At 54.1% G+C, this 15,956-nt stretch carries 14 protein-coding genes and 2 pseudogenes; 3 read left to right on the top strand and 13 right to left on the bottom strand.

The window, feature by feature from the left end:
* Positions 1-18 precede the first annotated feature (18 nt).
* Positions 19-1,167, bottom strand: coding sequence for an A/G-specific adenine glycosylase (mutY, locus tag BMX45_RS24775; protein ID WP_090912729.1), 1,149 nt, complete (start codon positions 1,165-1,167; stop codon positions 19-21).
* A gap of 25 nt (positions 1,168-1,192) precedes the next feature.
* Positions 1,193-1,588 carry a holo-ACP synthase gene (gene acpS, locus BMX45_RS24770; RefSeq protein ID WP_090912833.1) on the bottom strand — a complete coding sequence of 132 codons (396 nt, stop codon included), beginning with the start codon at positions 1,586-1,588 and terminating at the stop codon, positions 1,193-1,195.
* 123 nt (positions 1,589-1,711) lie between these two features.
* On the opposite strand from acpS, the pseudogene BMX45_RS31615 reads away from it, so the two are divergent.
* A pseudogene (locus BMX45_RS31615) lies at positions 1,712-1,876 on the top strand (dihydrofolate reductase); the annotation flags it as partial.
* A 77-nt stretch (positions 1,877-1,953) separates the two neighbouring features.
* On the opposite strand, the gene nadE reads toward BMX45_RS31615, so the two are convergent.
* From nadE to BMX45_RS24750, 3 genes are all read right to left on the bottom strand, one after another.
* The gene (gene nadE / locus BMX45_RS24760) at positions 1,954-2,763 is read right to left on the bottom strand and encodes an ammonia-dependent NAD(+) synthetase (RefSeq protein ID WP_090912727.1); all 810 of its coding nucleotides are present in this window, start codon (positions 2,761-2,763) and stop codon (positions 1,954-1,956) included.
* Between the two features lie 113 nt (positions 2,764-2,876).
* The gene (locus tag BMX45_RS24755; protein ID WP_009594942.1) at positions 2,877-3,311 is read right to left on the bottom strand and encodes a BrxA/BrxB family bacilliredoxin; all 435 of its coding nucleotides are present in this window, start codon (positions 3,309-3,311) and stop codon (positions 2,877-2,879) included.
* A 323-nt stretch (positions 3,312-3,634) separates the two neighbouring features.
* Positions 3,635-5,359 carry a two-component system sensor histidine kinase NtrB gene (locus BMX45_RS24750; protein ID WP_090912725.1) on the bottom strand — a complete coding sequence of 575 codons (1,725 nt, stop codon included), beginning with the start codon at positions 5,357-5,359 and terminating at the stop codon, positions 3,635-3,637.
* A 210-nt stretch (positions 5,360-5,569) separates the two neighbouring features.
* Between BMX45_RS24750 and BMX45_RS24745 the strand changes: the two genes are divergently transcribed.
* A complete protein-coding gene (locus BMX45_RS24745; protein ID WP_090912723.1) occupies positions 5,570-6,850 on the top strand; it encodes a BaiN/RdsA family NAD(P)/FAD-dependent oxidoreductase in 1,281 nt (426 codons plus the stop codon).
* A 50-nt stretch (positions 6,851-6,900) separates the two neighbouring features.
* On the opposite strand, the gene BMX45_RS24740 is transcribed toward BMX45_RS24745, so the two are convergent.
* Both BMX45_RS24740 and BMX45_RS24735 read right to left on the bottom strand, forming a co-directional pair.
* Entirely contained in the window at positions 6,901-8,166 is a 1,266-nt protein-coding gene (locus BMX45_RS24740; protein ID WP_175495198.1) for an ABC transporter permease, read from the bottom strand.
* Positions 8,167-8,180: 14 nt separating this feature from the next.
* Positions 8,181-8,912, bottom strand: a complete 732-nt coding sequence (locus BMX45_RS24735; RefSeq protein ID WP_090912719.1) for an ABC transporter ATP-binding protein — start codon at positions 8,910-8,912, stop codon at positions 8,181-8,183.
* 536 nt (positions 8,913-9,448) lie between these two features.
* Between BMX45_RS24735 and BMX45_RS24730 the strand changes: the two genes are divergently transcribed.
* Positions 9,449-9,919: a MarR family winged helix-turn-helix transcriptional regulator gene (locus BMX45_RS24730; RefSeq protein ID WP_009594890.1), complete on the top strand. Its 471-nt coding sequence runs from the start codon at positions 9,449-9,451 to the stop codon at positions 9,917-9,919.
* A gap of 90 nt (positions 9,920-10,009) precedes the next feature.
* Here BMX45_RS24730 and BMX45_RS24725 read toward each other — a convergent pair.
* The 6 genes and pseudogenes from BMX45_RS24725 to BMX45_RS24700 all read right to left on the bottom strand — a co-directional run.
* Positions 10,010-10,348, bottom strand: a pseudogene (locus BMX45_RS24725) (glycosyl hydrolase 53 family protein); the annotation flags it as partial.
* A gap of 46 nt (positions 10,349-10,394) precedes the next feature.
* Entirely contained in the window at positions 10,395-11,909 is a 1,515-nt protein-coding gene (locus tag BMX45_RS24720) for an MDR family MFS transporter (protein ID WP_090912717.1), read from the bottom strand.
* Between the two features lie 146 nt (positions 11,910-12,055).
* Positions 12,056-13,687 (bottom strand): ABC transporter ATP-binding protein, encoded by a 1,632-nt coding sequence (locus tag BMX45_RS24715; RefSeq protein WP_090912715.1) that lies wholly within the window; start codon positions 13,685-13,687, stop codon positions 12,056-12,058.
* Positions 13,688-13,691: 4 nt separating this feature from the next.
* Positions 13,692-14,279: an ECF transporter S component gene (locus tag BMX45_RS24710; protein WP_090912713.1), complete on the bottom strand. Its 588-nt coding sequence runs from the start codon at positions 14,277-14,279 to the stop codon at positions 13,692-13,694.
* Positions 14,280-14,404: 125 nt separating this feature from the next.
* Positions 14,405-15,163, bottom strand: a complete 759-nt coding sequence (locus BMX45_RS24705) for an energy-coupling factor transporter transmembrane component T family protein (RefSeq protein ID WP_090912711.1) — start codon at positions 15,161-15,163, stop codon at positions 14,405-14,407.
* A 19-nt stretch (positions 15,164-15,182) separates the two neighbouring features.
* Entirely contained in the window at positions 15,183-15,746 is a 564-nt protein-coding gene (locus BMX45_RS24700) for a GNAT family N-acetyltransferase (protein WP_090912709.1), read from the bottom strand.
* Positions 15,747-15,956: the final 210 nt, after the last annotated feature.

Here is a 15,956-nt window from a genome sequence, read left to right as displayed (position 1 = left end):
AAAAAGGCAAAAGCGGCTTCAAGATGAGAAATAGGCATTCAGAATCCGGATGAATACATTGGGAAATGCGTAACGCTCCATATCCTGAACGTGAATCCACCGGAAATTCTCTTCGCCCGTCTCATATGCAGCCGCGCTTTCCGCTGCTTGCAGGGCTGCCGGCGGCACATCCTGCCACTTACAGCGGTATACGCCCATATTCCATTGAATATGGCTAAATGTATGCTCCGCGTCCATCACATGGCCGATCGGCTGGACCGGGACCCCTTCCTCCAGCAAGGCGTCGTGCAAGCGGATCATCGCAGTCTCCTCAGGCATTGCAGCTGGTACGCTGCTCCCATCGGCCGGTACGATCACATGCGGCAGCTCCCACATCCCGGCCAATAAACCGGCGGCTGGACGCTTGCGGATCAGGATCTTGCCTTCATGCACGCCGGTACCCTCTACAATCGCGGTAAGACGGTATTCAGGACGCGGCGGCTTGGCCTTCGTTTTAATAGGAAGCGATTCCTCTTTGCCCTCCAGCCGAGCCGAACAATGCTCCATGACCGGACATACTAGGCATTTGGGCGACTTCGGCGTACAGATCAAGGCTCCCAGCTCCATCAGCGCCTGGGTGAAATCCGAGGCCCGTCCATCCGGAACCAGCGTCAGCACCAGATCCTCCATCTTGGTACGGGTTTTCACTTTCATGATATCTTCCTCGATCAAAAAATAACGGGAAAGCACGCGCATCACGTTGCCGTCCACGGCCGCGGCCGGAATGTTGAACGCGATGCTGCGAATGGCACCCGAAGTATAGGGACCTATCCCTTTCAGACCCGACACTTCGTCTTTGCCGCTGGGCATCACGCCATCGTACTGCTCCGTCACTTGTCTGGCGGCAGCCTGAAGGTTGCGTGCGCGGGAATAATAGCCCAGACCCTCCCAGCATTTCAATACATCGTCCTCCGGCGCGTCCGCAAGCGATTGGATCGTCGGAAACCGCTCGATAAACCGATGGAAATACGGGATCACCCTATCTACCCGGGTCTGCTGCAGCATAATTTCAGATACCCATATATAATAAGGATCGCGATGCCTGCGCCATGGCAGATCCCGTTTATTGATTTCATACCAATCCAGCAGCTCTTGGCTGAAGTATCGTTTGTGTTCCGTGTTATGCATCTATTCGTAATCTCCTTCGTCTTCCTTACTTGATCTTCTCCACCACGGCGAAGGCGGAAGCCAGCGTGGCCTGATGGGAAATCGTCAAATGAATCGCATAATGGGCAGGGCCCCCCAAGCCCAGACGGTCCCAGGCTTCCTTGGACAGACTGGCTTCCGGCCTGCCGAGAGCACCCGGCATTACTTCCATGTCATGGAATCCGATCAGGCGGCCGATTCCGCAGCCAAATGCCTTGGATATCGCCTCCTTGGCAGCAAATCGCCCGGCAACAAACTCCGTCCGTCTTGCCCCCTTCTTAGCGGCAACGGCCTGCTCTTGCTGCGTAAGCACGCGCTGAATGAACTTCTCTCCATGCGGGCCAGTCATCAACATCTCCATTCGCTTCATGTCCAGCACATCATGCCCGATTCCGTAGATCACAATCGTCTGCTCCCCTTCGTTGATCCAGTCTTCCTGTTCCAAAAAAATAAAAGCTCCTACTTATTGTAGCAGTCGATGTCCGCCAACGCGAGACTACGGTGTTACAACAGCATGAATTAAATACATAAACGAATCGATCAGCTGGTTTTAAAAATTAATCCAGTGATGGTTAGTGACGGTGTTCCGTTATTCGGGAGTGTTAAACCCAGGTTGAAGTTCGATTTGATCGATATGAAGCAATATGCCAACGGCGTTCTCAAACCGACCTACAACATCATATATGCCTAGTCTCTCATAAAAATAAAAAGCCTTCCGGGGGATGGATGATCCTCCGAAAGGCTTGTTTCGCTTGGGATATGGTTATGTTAGATGCCTGGAATCGTATTGCGCTTGTGCGCCGTTTTGACGTAATAGCTCTCAAGCTTCTGCTGAACCTCGGGATTGATCGTTTTGCCTTCCAGATAATCGCTGTTATCATCATAGCTGATTCCGAGCTCTTTCTCGTCCGTCTGTCCTTCCCAAAGTCCGGCAGAAGGCGCTTTGTCCAGAATCGATTGCGGTACCCCCAAATAGGATGCAAGCATGCGAACCTGACGCTTGTTCAGGGAACTCAGCGGCGTAATGTCCACTGCGCCGTCCCCCCACTTGGTATAGAAGCCGGTAATCGCCTCGGATGCATGGTCCGTGCCGACAACGATCAAATTCTGCTCGAATGCCAGCGCATATTGTACCACCATACGCACTCTGGCCTTCACGTTGCCTTTCCCGGGGATACTCATATGTTGATGGACGCCGATATTCTTCAGGCCATGCTCCACTTCCAAAGCAACCTCGTTCACCGCCTCCTCGATATTGGTCTCGACGGTATATTTCAAATCAAAGGCCTTCGCCGTTGCGTAGCTGTCGGAAATATCGGCCTGTTCGCCGTATGGCTGGAACACCCCGAGCGTCTTGTATTCCTTGCCGTTCTCCTCCGTGAGCTCGTCTGTAGCCCGCTTGCACAGGCCGGTGGCCACGGCCGAATCGATTCCGCCGCTAATGGCGATCAGCAGTCCGGAAGTCCCGGAGTTCTTCACGTAGCTTTTCAGGAAATCCACGCGCTTGCGTACCTCTTCCTCCACGTTAATCGTAGGTTTGACACCCAGTTCAGCGATAATTTGTTCTTGCAGGCTCATGATAGATGACTCCTCTCAGTATGTTCTCTCTAACCTAGGTACTTCACTCATACAACAAAAGCCCCGCGGCTTCGGAATATGCCGAATGCTTCGGGGCCTATGTAACTGCCGAATTACTGGCAGTAGCGATTGAATGCGTCGGTCAAATCCGCGGCGATTTCCTCGGCGGAACGGTTCTCCACTTGATGACGCTCAATAAAGTGTACCAATTCCCCGTCCTTCAGCAGCGCAATCGATGGGGAAGATGGAGGATACGGAGCAAAATACTCACGGGCTTTCGCCGTTGCTTCCTTATCCTGTCCGGCGAACACGGTATACAAATGATCCGGCTTCACCTGGTTCTCAAGCGCAATGGCTACACCAGGACGTGCTTGCCCTGCTGCGCATCCGCAAACGGAGTTTACTACGACCAGCGTTGTGCCTTTCGCTTCCGGAAGCACTTCTTCCACCTCTTCAGGTGTTGTAAGCTCCTTGATTCCTAAACTGGTCAGTTCATCCCGCATCGGTTGAACCATATCGCGCATATATCGGTCAAAAGACATACCCATAACTGCTTCACTCCTTATATAAACAAGATTGTTAGAATTATAACAACTCATCGATATCTATATTATACAATCCTAAAGAGTGAAAGCAAGAAAATACAAAACGAGCAGCATCACAAAATGGGATACCGCCCGTCTTCTTGCTTCATTCATCATACTAGGTAGCAGGATAGTTTACCCCGTCCTTTTTCTTGTCAACGATGGGCTCGCTACGGCGATCTTTGTTTTCACGCTCCTGCCGCTCCTGTTGCTTGGAATCGTTCTTACTCATCCGAATCCCTCCTTTACCCTGAGCTCTGCCTTATGATGCGTAATTAACAGACCGTTTATTCGAAAGCGGCAGCGCTCTGGGATTCCGGCAGGCCGTGCGGGTACGAGCGGACAGGAAAAGAAATGATGAACACCGTGCCCTCACCTAGGTGCGATTTTACGTCTATCGTTCCATGATGACGCTGTACAATGCTCATGCACAGGGCGAGTCCAAGCCCCGTCCCCTTGCTCTTCGTGGTGAAGAAAGGTTCAAACAAGCGCTCCAGCTCATTCTCCGGTATGCCGATTCCGGTATCCGCCACATACAGCTGGGCGAGGTCCCCTTCCAGCCGGGTTTCGATCGTCAGCGTCCCCTTGTCATCCATGGCCTCCATCCCATTGCGGCACAAGTTCAGAATGAGCTGCTTCATCTCCTTGGCATTTAGATACAGTTCGGGAATGCCGGTTCCCAGTTTCAGCTCGATGTTCTGTCCGCGCAAATTGGCGTCCGCCCACAAGAGCGGGCTGAGCTCATGGATAATGTCATGAAGGTGGCACTCTTCTTTCTCGGCAGCCCGGTTCTGGGCCAGGGACAAAAAGTCGCTGATGATGCCATTGGCCCGATCGAGCTCTTCCATGACGATCCGGTAATAATGATCCAGCGTATCCGGACTCTTCTCTTTCATAAGCTGCAGGAATCCGCGCACGACAGCCATCGGGTTGCGAATCTCGTGGGTGATGCTTGCCGCCATTTGGCCGACCAAGCTTAACCGTTCTACATTAATAAATTCCGCGCGGAGCTTCTCAAGCTCCGTAATGTCTTCCATAATGCCTACCGCACCCATGATGTCGCCGTTCCCATTATGTATAAGCGGATAAATGCCGGTAGAATACACTCTAGTAGCGCTGCGCATAATTTCCCCGGTGCTTTCGACACCGTTTATGGCTCTCTGAAATCGGCTGCGCAGATGTTCCTTTTGAATCATGCCCTCCAGCAAGTCGAACAACGGCCTGCCGATGACATCCTTGGTGGTCAGATTGGGAAACACGCTTCGAAAGCTGCGCATAAGCGGTTGATTAAAGGCGATGATATTGCCGCTGCGATCCACCGCAACCATCCCTAAAGGAATCATCTCCATCATTTTCGTTAATGAAGCAATCTCTCCGTCCTTCACGTCGTATTGGCCCGAAGCCAGACGCCCAGAGGTTAATTCGATCCAATACACGATCACGCCCGAATAAAAAATGCCGATCAGCATATACAGAATGGTCACCAGAATCGTGTCCGGATTCAGATCGTCATTCCTAGCCTTTCCTTCCATCGCGTGGCAGGCTACAATAATCAGCATAGCCGGAACGAGCGCGCTCCAGAGCCAATAGATCTTTTCGGTCATGGAGCCTTTCTTGAAATTGGAGGATACCCTAGGTAACAGCGAGTATCCCAAGACAAGCAAATTCAGAACGAGGCCGGCCGTTGACCAGCCGTTAATCAGCCCATGGCTTGTGACATAAATTACTGCAAGGCATAGCCCTGAACTCCTGCTTCCATATAATATGCCTAAAAATAACGGGATCACGCCAAGATGGATCGGAACGTAATAATCGCTCATCGCAGAAATCAAGACGCACAATACGGTGCTGATTCCGCTGGCAATAACAATATGCTTGCGAAATCGAAGCAGATCATCCGGGTTCTTCTTATTCAGGCACTTTAGATGTCTGTCGAGGAGAAGCGGCAGATGAAAGATGAGTGTACCAGACAGCAAAACTTGCAGCAAAATATCTTTCCATAGGCTCAGCACAGTGATCCATCACCTCAATTGGACAACGCATCTAATATTTCTGATTAAAGCACAGGCGACATCATATTACAATATCTTGTAAATTCCTGCAGCGGCGACGGAGTCCCCCGTCTTATGTCCTATTCATGAGGTTTGGGATAATTCGCGAATATCCTATATAATAAGATCCATCTATTAATTGATATACCCCCAAAGGAGCTATGAGCAAACATGCTGGATTATGATATTATCGTCGTCGGAGGCGGGCCTTCCGGATTGATGTCCTGCGTGGCTGCAGGGGAAAGAGGAGCTTCTGTCCTCTTGATTGACAAAGGGGATAAGCTAGGCCGTAAGCTTGGCATCTCGGGCGGCGGAAGATGCAATGTCACGAATGCCAAAGAACAGGATGAATTGATTGCCAACATCCCGGGGAACGGGCGCTTTTTATACAGCGCTTTTCAGCATTGGAACAACAGGGATATCATGACCTTCTTCGAGGGGCTTGGCATCCGGTTGAAAGAGGAAGACAACGGGCGCATGTTTCCTGTTACGGACAAAGCCTCCAGCGTGGTGAATGCCCTGATTGGCAAAGTGAAAGAGCTCGGTACCGATATCCGGACGAATAGCCCGGTGAACCGCGTTCTCTATGAGAACGGCCGGACGTCCGGGGTCGAGCTGAAATCCGGGGAAGTGATCAAATCTTCCTGCGTGATCATTGCCACCGGCGGGCAATCCGTGCCCCAGACCGGTTCGACGGGAGACGGTTATCCATGGGCTGAAGCCGCAGGCCATACGATAACGGAGCTGTATCCGACCGAGGTGCCTATCGTGTCTACCGAGCCTTTTATTGCCTCGAAAGAGCTGCAGGGCTTGTCACTGCGGGAGGTGGAGCTGTCCGTCTGGAATCCGAAAGGAAAAAAAGTGATTGCCCACCGGGGAGATATGCTGTTTACCCATTTCGGGGTGTCCGGACCGATCGCGCTTCGCTGCAGTCAGTTCATCCGCCAGGTGCAGCGGAAATTCGATGTCGTCAACGTGGACATGGCCATCGACATGTTCCCCGAGCGCTCTCAAACGGAGCTTGCGGCCGAGCTCAAAGGGCGATTGGAGGATGAGCCGCGAAAGAGCATCAAGAACGTGCTTAAGGGCATGCTGCCGGAACGGATGATCCCGCTGCTGTTATCCAAATCGTCCATCGATAGCGACATGATCTGCAGCGGCATATCCAAAGCCGCGCAGGAAAACCTGGCCTCCGTTCTTAAAAAATTTACGTTCCGGGCTTCAGGCACCCGTTCGCTGAAGGAGGCCTTCGTGACGGGCGGCGGCGTCAGCCTTAAGGAAATCCAGCCCAAAAGCATGGAATCGAAGCTGATGCCCGGCCTCTTCTTCTGCGGCGAGATTATGGATATACATGGATACACCGGCGGCTACAACATCACGGCTGCCTTTGCGACCGGTTATACGGCAGGCAAGCATGCCGCCGAGTCCGTATCGTCGCACATAGCCGATTAAAAAAGCGCGCCGGAATGCCCTGTGGATGGGAGCATTCCGGCGCGCTTTGATTATTCCTGAGGTTGGCGTTTCTCCTCCTTGTATACCGGCCAAGACATGAGCGATGGCGCGACCATGAGAGCAAGCACGGTCAATGCAAGCACGGCGAGCCATCCCATTACGCCCTGAAAAAGCGTTAACCCTGCCACGAGCGAATAAAGAAATGCGGGAACGGCGAGCAAAGCTCGTACCGCAACAATGCCGGCGGCTCGATGCTGCTGATTCGTAAACGGAAGCACATGCATGAATTCGGCTTTGGCAAACAATGCCCATCTTGTGTTCAGCCAATACGACATCATCAAGACAAGGGCAGCATAAACGATGATTTTGATGATCAGCGGCGGCAGCCAGACGGCCGGGATGCCGACCAGCGTAATCTGAACATACAATAACAAACTCTCAGGTTGGCGCAAAATCGCTTTAAGCCCCGCATCGGCGAGCCTTTTCTCTGCCGTGCCTTTGAACAATCGGCCGGACTTCCGCATAAACCAGGTTTTGCTTCGTATGCTGGGCGGTTTCCCGACGGCTTGAACCAGCAGCTTCTCCGTCAGCTGGACCCGAGTCTTTGCATCTTCGCGCGCATCGGCCAGGAAGGTCCCCTGCATGGCCAGACGCTTTCGGCTGAGAAAAAAAAGCAGCATGAGCAGAAGCAAGACCGCCGCCCATATCACAACATAGGACTGAAGCCAAAACGTAACAAGCAGCGTCAGCAGTCCGAATGATAGCCAGCGTACAACATACGTCATCAGATGCTTCCGCCAGCCTTTATAACGGGAACGAATCATGGCCGTCCATAGATTGGCGCACCAGGCGCAAACGACTGTAACGGCCAGTAATGTCATCAGGGCAGTTCCGGTAATTTCATGTTCCCTGACGAGAATCGGCAGCGCAAGCACCGAGATGATCAATCCCTTGATCATTGAAACCGCATGACTGTACGCCATGCCTCCGATCATTAATCCCTTCATCCATTCCCGCTTCTGGCGAAGAAACAACGTGTCGGCCTCTTCAAAGAATAACAGCACTCTGCCGGAAAACATGAGGAGCAGGATCCCTACCACCGCTTGCAGCGGCAGGAATTGTACCCATCCGGGAAGCGGGCTCGTCCATAACTCGCGGTATAACCCGCCTCCCAAGAGAAGGCCGGGGACAATAATGTAGAGCATTACGACCCAGTCGACCACGGTCGCCAGATTGTCGCGCTGATTCTTCCAATGAGCGGTCACCCTTCGCCATAAGAGGGAGCCCGGATGTCTGAAGTGATGTGATCGTTCCATATCCATCATCCCCCTCATGTCAGCGCATCGAAGCAGTCAAACAACGATGCGCCGGGAAGTTCAGCGGACTGCCGGATTTGGTCCAGCGTGCCCTCCGAGGCAATCCGCCCTCCGGATATGAGCACAAATCGATCGCAAATTTTCTCCGCGGTGTCCAGCACATGGGTAGACATCAATACACCTGCGCCCCGGCGCCTCTCCTCAAGCAGCAAATTCAGGAAGTCGCGCGTTGCCCGGGGATCCAAACCGATAAACGGCTCGTCTACGATATAAACGTCGGGTTTGGAGAGAAAGCCGATCATCAGCATCATCTTCTGCTTCATTCCTTTGGAGAAGCCTCCCGGCAGTTCATGGCGTACCGACTCCATGCCGAACTGCCGAAGCAGCTGGGCGGCCTGCTCCTCAAAATGCTGATCGTCCATTCCAAAAGCAGCGGCTGCCAGATCCAAATGCTCCCACAGCGTCAAGTCCTCGTAAAACACGGGCTGCTCGGGAACGTAAGCATATCGCGGCGGATTGCCCGCGATATAGACGTCGGCTTTGCTATCTTTAAGAAGCCCCAGCACCGTCTTAATGGTCGTGCTTTTCCCCGCTCCGTTCGGTCCGATCAAACCCAGAAGCTCCCCGGGCACCACTTGAAAGGATATATCCCGTATGCGCGGGCGGCTTGGTTCGTACCCTGCCTCCTGAATATCCACCTTCAGCACCGGTTCTGGCCCAAGTCCATTCTCTTGAATCTTATGCATCCTAACACCCCATCCGTTGTCTCTATTCCCAGTATTACGCAGCAAGGCAGGGATCCGTTGCATTTGGCGAAACATTCTTGCATTATATCGTCGTTTCAGGGTTCCTATGGATACCGTTCCCTGCTGCAGCGGCATCATCTTTCCTTTCGATTCTGCCTTTGAACAGCAAGCGCCGCACCCACTGCGGCCGTCCCAAGCCCTGTGACGATATACGTCGACACGGGTCCTATACCCGTTATGTGCTGAGACCCATCAACAACATAAGTTCCGATTGCGCAGCAGCGATTTGAGCCCCGCGGATTCTGCGGTTTGTGCTTGTTTCATGTCCCCCACCCTTTTCTTCCCATTTGAGTTTCATTATAGGATCGGCGCACGGAGGGCGTATCGGGCTGGAGGCATCGTGGCTGCCGGAGCCGGAGGATGAAAAATGTTTCGTCCGCATTGTGACAAATCACATGTTGCATTTGTACATTTCAGCGTAATCTTAGATTTGAAGTAATTCAGGACATGAGTCCATACCAAAGGCGGGAGAATGTATGAAGGTGTCACATGAACGCGATACACAGCTTGCGATGCACCTGTATCGGGTGTTTGCCAAGTCATTCAAGAGCGTCAACGAACATGTCGTGAATGGCAGTAAAATCGAAGGCTTTAATCCAACCTCTTTTGCCGTCATGGAAGTACTATTCTATAAAGGCCGCCAGCCCATCCAGCAGATCGGGGCACAGCTGCTTCTGCAGAGCGGAAACGTAACTTACGTGGTTGATAAGCTGGTAGAAAAAGGCTACGTGCGCCGCAGACCCTGTCCCGAGGACAGACGAGTGATCTATGCCGAGCTGACCCCATCCGGAGAGCAATTGATGCAGAAGCTGTACCCGCTGCATGAACAACACATCCAGCATGCCTTGGGGGGACTGGACGAGGAAGAGAAGCGCCAGCTGATCGGGCTGCTGGGCAAAATGGGAAAACATGCGGAACTGGTGCAGATCGTGCGCCAGCAGGGCTGAAAAAGAAAGAGAAGAACCCTTCCTCCTTCTAGGAAACAGGGTTCTTCTTGCTCAATGTACTGATTAGAAACGCTCGGTCTTTAAAGCCTTCCAATCCATGCCGATTTCGCTGATCATGATGCTTTTTCCATATCTGGCGGTCATGTCTTTGGCATTGGCTATCGTCTGATCGACCTTCGATGACCAATCGCCCGCTTCCGGGTACAGCGACATGCCGATAATATCGAAGTTCGCGCCGTTGCTGATCAATCCGCCAAGATTCCACTTGAACAATTCATTGTCATACCCATTCGATAAATGAACGATCGTCTTGGCCTGGCCGCTGACGGTCTTCACCGTATTATGCCCCGTATTGACGAGCCATGCGTAATTCTTCATGTTCGCTGAGGCCTTGCCGTCCTCCCACAGCATTCCGTTGTTGGTTTCGTTGCAACCTGTACCCAATCCGAGTCACGCCTTTACATGAGTCCATCGATCAATGGCTTGACGGTTTTTCCTCTCCCGCCTCCGGTTCAGGGGGCGCATTGCGGAAGGCGGCCACGATCAACATACAGATCACCGCCATCACGGCCATCACCACGAACAGGGAATTGAGGCTTCCCTCCAGTATTCCGCTCAGCAGGCTGCCTGACCCTTCCGGCAGTTCGGCCATTCCATGCGGGGAGAGCAATTTATTAATGTCGTCGCTCGTAATGCCGGCCGCATCCGGCTCAGCGGCTAGCCTGCCCGCGATTCCCGCATTGACCCATAATCCGAACACCGCTACGCCCACGGTCTGACCGAACGTCCGTATGAAGGAGTTCAGCGCCGTAGAAGCTCCGCGAACCTCATAGCCGACCGAGGATTGCGCAATGATCTGAAACAAGGTGGAGATATAACCGAAGCCGACGCCATAAATGAACGTAAAGACCAACAGTACGCCCAGCGCCGTATCCTTATGCATGAACGCCAACCCCACCGCTCCGATTATTAGGAGCACGACGCCGATCATCGCCGTTTTCCGGGAACCGGATTTAACGATCAGGCGACCGCTGATGATCGAGCCGATCAGCCATCCGATCGACATCGGGGCCAGCGTCAGACCCGACAAGGTGGCGTTGCCGCCGCGAACGCCTTGAATCCACAGCGGCAAATACGTGGTCAACCCGATGATAAGCGCGCTTACCAGAATGTTGGCTACCGTCGATACACTAATATCCCGGATCTTGAACAGATGGAGCGGCAGCATCGGCTCCTTCACCCTGCTCTCCACCACCAGAAACGCAGCGAGCAGCACCACGGAACCGATCATCAGACCGAGCATGAACGGAGAATTCCAGGAATAGCTCTCTCCGCCGCCGACCGCGAGCGCAAACAGCAGCGCCGTCATTCCCACGGTAAACAGGGCCGCTCCCCCGTAATCGATCGATACTTCGCGGGCGTTGCGCTCCTCTTGGAAATAACGGAAAATCAGCCATATCGATAACAGCCCGAACGGAACATTAAAAACAAAAATCCAGTGCCAGGACAAGAAATCCACGAAATACCCGCCAAGCAGCGGTCCGATCAGCGAGGAAATTCCCCAAACGGAGCTGATCATCCCCTGGATCTTCCCTCGTTCCTCCAGATTGTAAATGTCTCCGACAATCGTGAAGGTCACCGGTATAACCGCACCGGCTCCGATCCCTTGGATTGCCCTGAAAATGATCAGCTGCGTCATGTTCTGTGACAGCCCGCACAGCAAAGAGCCTACGAGAAAGATCAGCGAGCCGTATAAAAATACGGGCTTGCGTCCATATAAATCGCTTATTTTACCGAAGATCGGCGTCGTTACAGCCATCGTCAGCAGATAGGCCGTAAAAATCCAGCTCATCAGGCTTACGCTCCCGAAGCTGCTGATAATGGCCGGACCCGCCGGACCGACAACCGTTCCTTCGATCGCAGCCATAAAGGTGGATAGCAAAATACCGACCAGGATATAACTGCGTTTGTCTTGTCTTAATACACCCACGTTCCTTCGTCCCCTTTACTCTAGACGGCCCCGGCATGACTCCTGTCCCTGCTGATCCTATTAGGATAAAACCGGGGCCAACAGCATAAAAGCGCCTCCCGATACCAGGAGCGCTTTCACATCATGTAACATTTCTATTATAAAGGTTACCGCGAAGGTTGCACAGACATTTTCCCGCTTCGCAGATGAATACAGGAAGTGGCATGCCGCTTCATGAGTTCGGGATCGTGCGTGATCATCAGGACGGCCGAGCCTTCACCGACGACATAACGGCACAGCTCGGTTACTTTACCGATGGCGGCATAGTCCATTCCCGAGGTCGGCTCGTCCAGGATATACAGCGATCTTTCCAGCATCATTTGGCTGATGATGCTTAAGAGACGCTTCTCGCCCTGACTAAGCAAATAAGGAGACATTTGAAGCCGATCCGTAAGTCCCGCCATCTCTAACAGAAACCTCGCCCGCTGCTGCTGGCCGGCCGTCAGCTCCGGGCGCTTCTTCACGGACATCCCGCCGTGGAGGCTGTAGATCAGCTCCTCCCAAACATTTGGGGCCGTAAACATATATTCCGGCTGCTGGAAGACGTAGCCGATCAACTTGGCCCTGCGGTAGACGGCCATTCCCTTCGTATCTTCCCCTTGCCAGCGTATGCTGCCTGCCGGAGCCGGCAGCAGGCCCATGATCAGACGGCTGAGCGTCGTTTTGCCCGACCCGTTCTCCCCCGTCAGCAGCACCCAGTCGCCGGGATCAATCTTCGCATTGATATCGCGCAGCGCCTCCCGGCCGCCGGGATAAGCAAACGTCAGCGAATTAATCTGGAGCAGCGGGGAGACGGCAGACGGCCTGGCGCCTTCTGCATGGGATTCCGCCGCAGGTACGGAACCTGCAGGAACTGGCTTGCCCGCATGGGATACCGCCGCAGGAGCGGAACCTGCGGGGACCGGCAATTCCGCATGGCGCGCTGCCGGATGCGGGGGAGTTGTTGCCGGGACAGGCTTGTCCCCGGCGGCGGCACTCGCTGCCTCGCCTGCGGGCCGAGGCAGCAAGCCCAGCTGTACCAGCTGCTCCCCGCAGCGGTGCAGCAGCTCCTGCGGCGGCCCGTCCTGCACGACGGTGCCGCCGTCCAGGACGATGACGCGCCCCGCGGCGCGCGCGACATCGTCAAAGCGGCCGGACGCGGTGATCAGCGTCCGACCCTCAGCCTGCAGCTTATGGCACAGCTGCAGGAAGTTCGCCTGCGCCGCGGCATCCAGGCTGGCGCAGGCGTCGTCGAAGACGAAGAGCCCCGGGCGCAGCGCCAGCACCGCGGCCAAGGCCGTGCGCTGCCGCTGTCCGCCGGACAGGCTGCGCACCGGATCGGTCCGGCGGTGAAGCAGCCCGACCGCCGCAAGGGACTGCACCACCCGCTCCTCGATTTCCGCGGGCGGAACCCGCATATTTTCAGGACCGAAGGCCGCTTCGTCCTCGACGATCCCTTGAACGAGCTGGGCATCCGGATCCTGAAACAGCACCCCGACCGCATCGGCTACATCGGCTGTCGGCGCCGCTGCAGGATCCATGCCGTCCAGCAGCACTTCCCCCGTTCTTGCGCCTCCGCCGCTCCGCGGAAGAAGGCCGCATAGCAGCTGGCACAGCGTTGACTTCCCGCTGCCGCTGGCACCAAGAATCGCGACCCAATCGTTCTCGACTATGTCCAGATTCATATCGTGGATAACCGGACGTTCCTCTCCGTCATAGCGGAATCCCAGTCCCCGGCATGACACCCTTGTTCCCGACATCGGGCTATCCCTTGACGGCGACGGCGAACCGGCGAAGCAGGCCCGTCTTCACTAACGCCTCGCCTAAAACCTTGGTTAACAGGCCGCAGAGGAGAACGCCGCTCAGAATACGCACCACCAACGCAATGCCAAGCACTTCGATCGGCCAGGACGTATACCCGAACATGTTGGCTGCGAACAGGAACCAGAGCGGTACCATCGCTCCGCCAACCAGCATGAGAGCGCCGGCGCTCCACTTTTTGTATCGGTAGATCGCGAAAATCGTCTCCGCCACGATCATGTAGCAGCCTGCGGCCACAAAACACGAAGCTATGCCGTATACCGTACCGGTCAGAGCCTGAATCGTGCCGCCGATGGCAAACGTGACAACCGCCGTTCCCGGTTTACGAATGATGTAGTAAGCCAAGAGTCCATAAACCATGTAGATTCCTGTCGTCGTCGAAGTGGCGATGGGTCCGCCCAGACTGTTCAACAGTTTGTTAACCGGCCCTATGTATACGGTGAGAACGGCATTAACGGCAGCAAGCATTGCCATCAGGATAATCTCCTGCGTCGTAAAAGCAAACCATTTTTTCTGTGATGATGAATTCAAAGGTAGTCCTCCTTCATACCAGCCGCCGTCGGCGGCTGTGCTAGCGTTCGTCAACGCTTCTTTTCATATTTTGCACACTTCCGCTCATAACGTCAACCTATTTTTTGTTTATTCAGGTTAACAATTCAGGCAATCCACCACACGAAAACCGTTGCCAGTACATACATAACTGCCGATGCAACCGCCCATGAAGGAATGTTAACCTCCGTGCGATAGGTTCGGTCCGGGTATGCCCCAAATCCTTTGGATTCCATTGCGCCCGCCGTTTGCTGAACACGACGCAGCGCATTAAGCAGGACAGCCGAAACAAACTTCAATCCGTAGCCGATGCGGCTTCCGAGTCCCTTGGGCGGTCGATGGCCCCTTACCTGCTGGGCAGCCAGAATATGGGCACCCTCCTCCTCCAACAGCGGAATGAAGGTCAGCGCAGCGGATACGCCAAACGCGAACCGGTAAGGGATTCGAAGACGTCTGGTCAGCTCGGCAACCAGTTCTCTCGGATCCGTCGTCAAGATATACGCCATCGAGGTCAGAAACAACGTAAACATCCGGAGCGACATGGCACCCGCGGCGTTCAGAGCCTCAACCGTCAGGGTGATGGGCCCCCACTGCAGCCATACGGTGTCCCCTTGGACCGTCAAGCTGGTCAGAATGAAGTAGGGTACCGCAACGATTGCAATGAGCCGGATCCCTCCCAGCAGACGCTTGTAAGACACCCGGCCGGCGAATCGGGCTTGGCCGATGCATAACAGGAGAAACAACGCCTGCTGCCAGGCTTGGTCGAGCAGCATGGCGATTACCGCTGTACAGAACAGAATCACCAGCTTGCTTAAAGGATCATATCGATGAAGAAGCGTGCCGCCCTTCTCATATTGAATCAGCAAATTCCAACACCTGCCTCTCTTATAGCGTGTTCCAATCTTTTCTCAATCGCGAAAAAACGACGGCATCGACATAACCGCCGGACGTTAGGCGATAATCGCGAAGTACTCCCTCGCGCATATAACCATTCTTCGCAAACCATCGGCATGCACGCTCATTTCTCGAATCGACGAAAGCCTCGATTCGATTTAGTCCCATGGACCCGTACCCGAAAGCCGCAACCAGTTCGGCCGCCTCGGCCATATAGCTTTTCCCCCAATAACGGCTTGCCAGCTCACACCCAAACTCGCCCTTGAACGCGCCCTCCAGCTGCCAAATATTAAATCCGCAGCTGCCGATCAATTGGCCTGTTTCGGTGATCTCGATGCCCCAGCGAATGGCTTCGTCCTGCTCGGCAAGCCGTTGCAGCCACTCAATCAGTGCCTTTGCGTCCTCGGCTGAATCCATGACGGGCATATCCAGAAAGGCGGTTACCGCGGGATCGGACCAGCAGCCGAGCATCGCTTCCGCATCCGCCGCCTCCATCCTTCGCAGCCGGATCCGCCGCCCCTTCATTTCCGGAACGATTCCTTCGCATCTGTACATGGTATTCCACCCCTCGCAAAAAAACTGACTTGCATCGGCTGTTTCCGGTGATACTATGTGCGTGTATAAAAGAGTATAGCGAAAATCAATCCGTATCCTGGTCCCCCATCAACATCTATGAGCTGGATGTATATATATTGATGGATTCGGGAGGCTTCCGTCAATATGCTTGTCACGGCTCCCTTGTACAGTGCGGAAGAAGGAGGAAGT

The sequence above is a fragment of the Paenibacillus sp. cl141a genome (assembly GCF_900109305.1).
GTDB lineage: Bacteria > Bacillota > Bacilli > Paenibacillales > Paenibacillaceae > Paenibacillus_AQ > Paenibacillus_AQ lautus_A.
The sequence above is the reverse complement of the archived record's forward strand: the minus strand, read 5'-3'. Positions and strand labels throughout refer to the sequence as shown.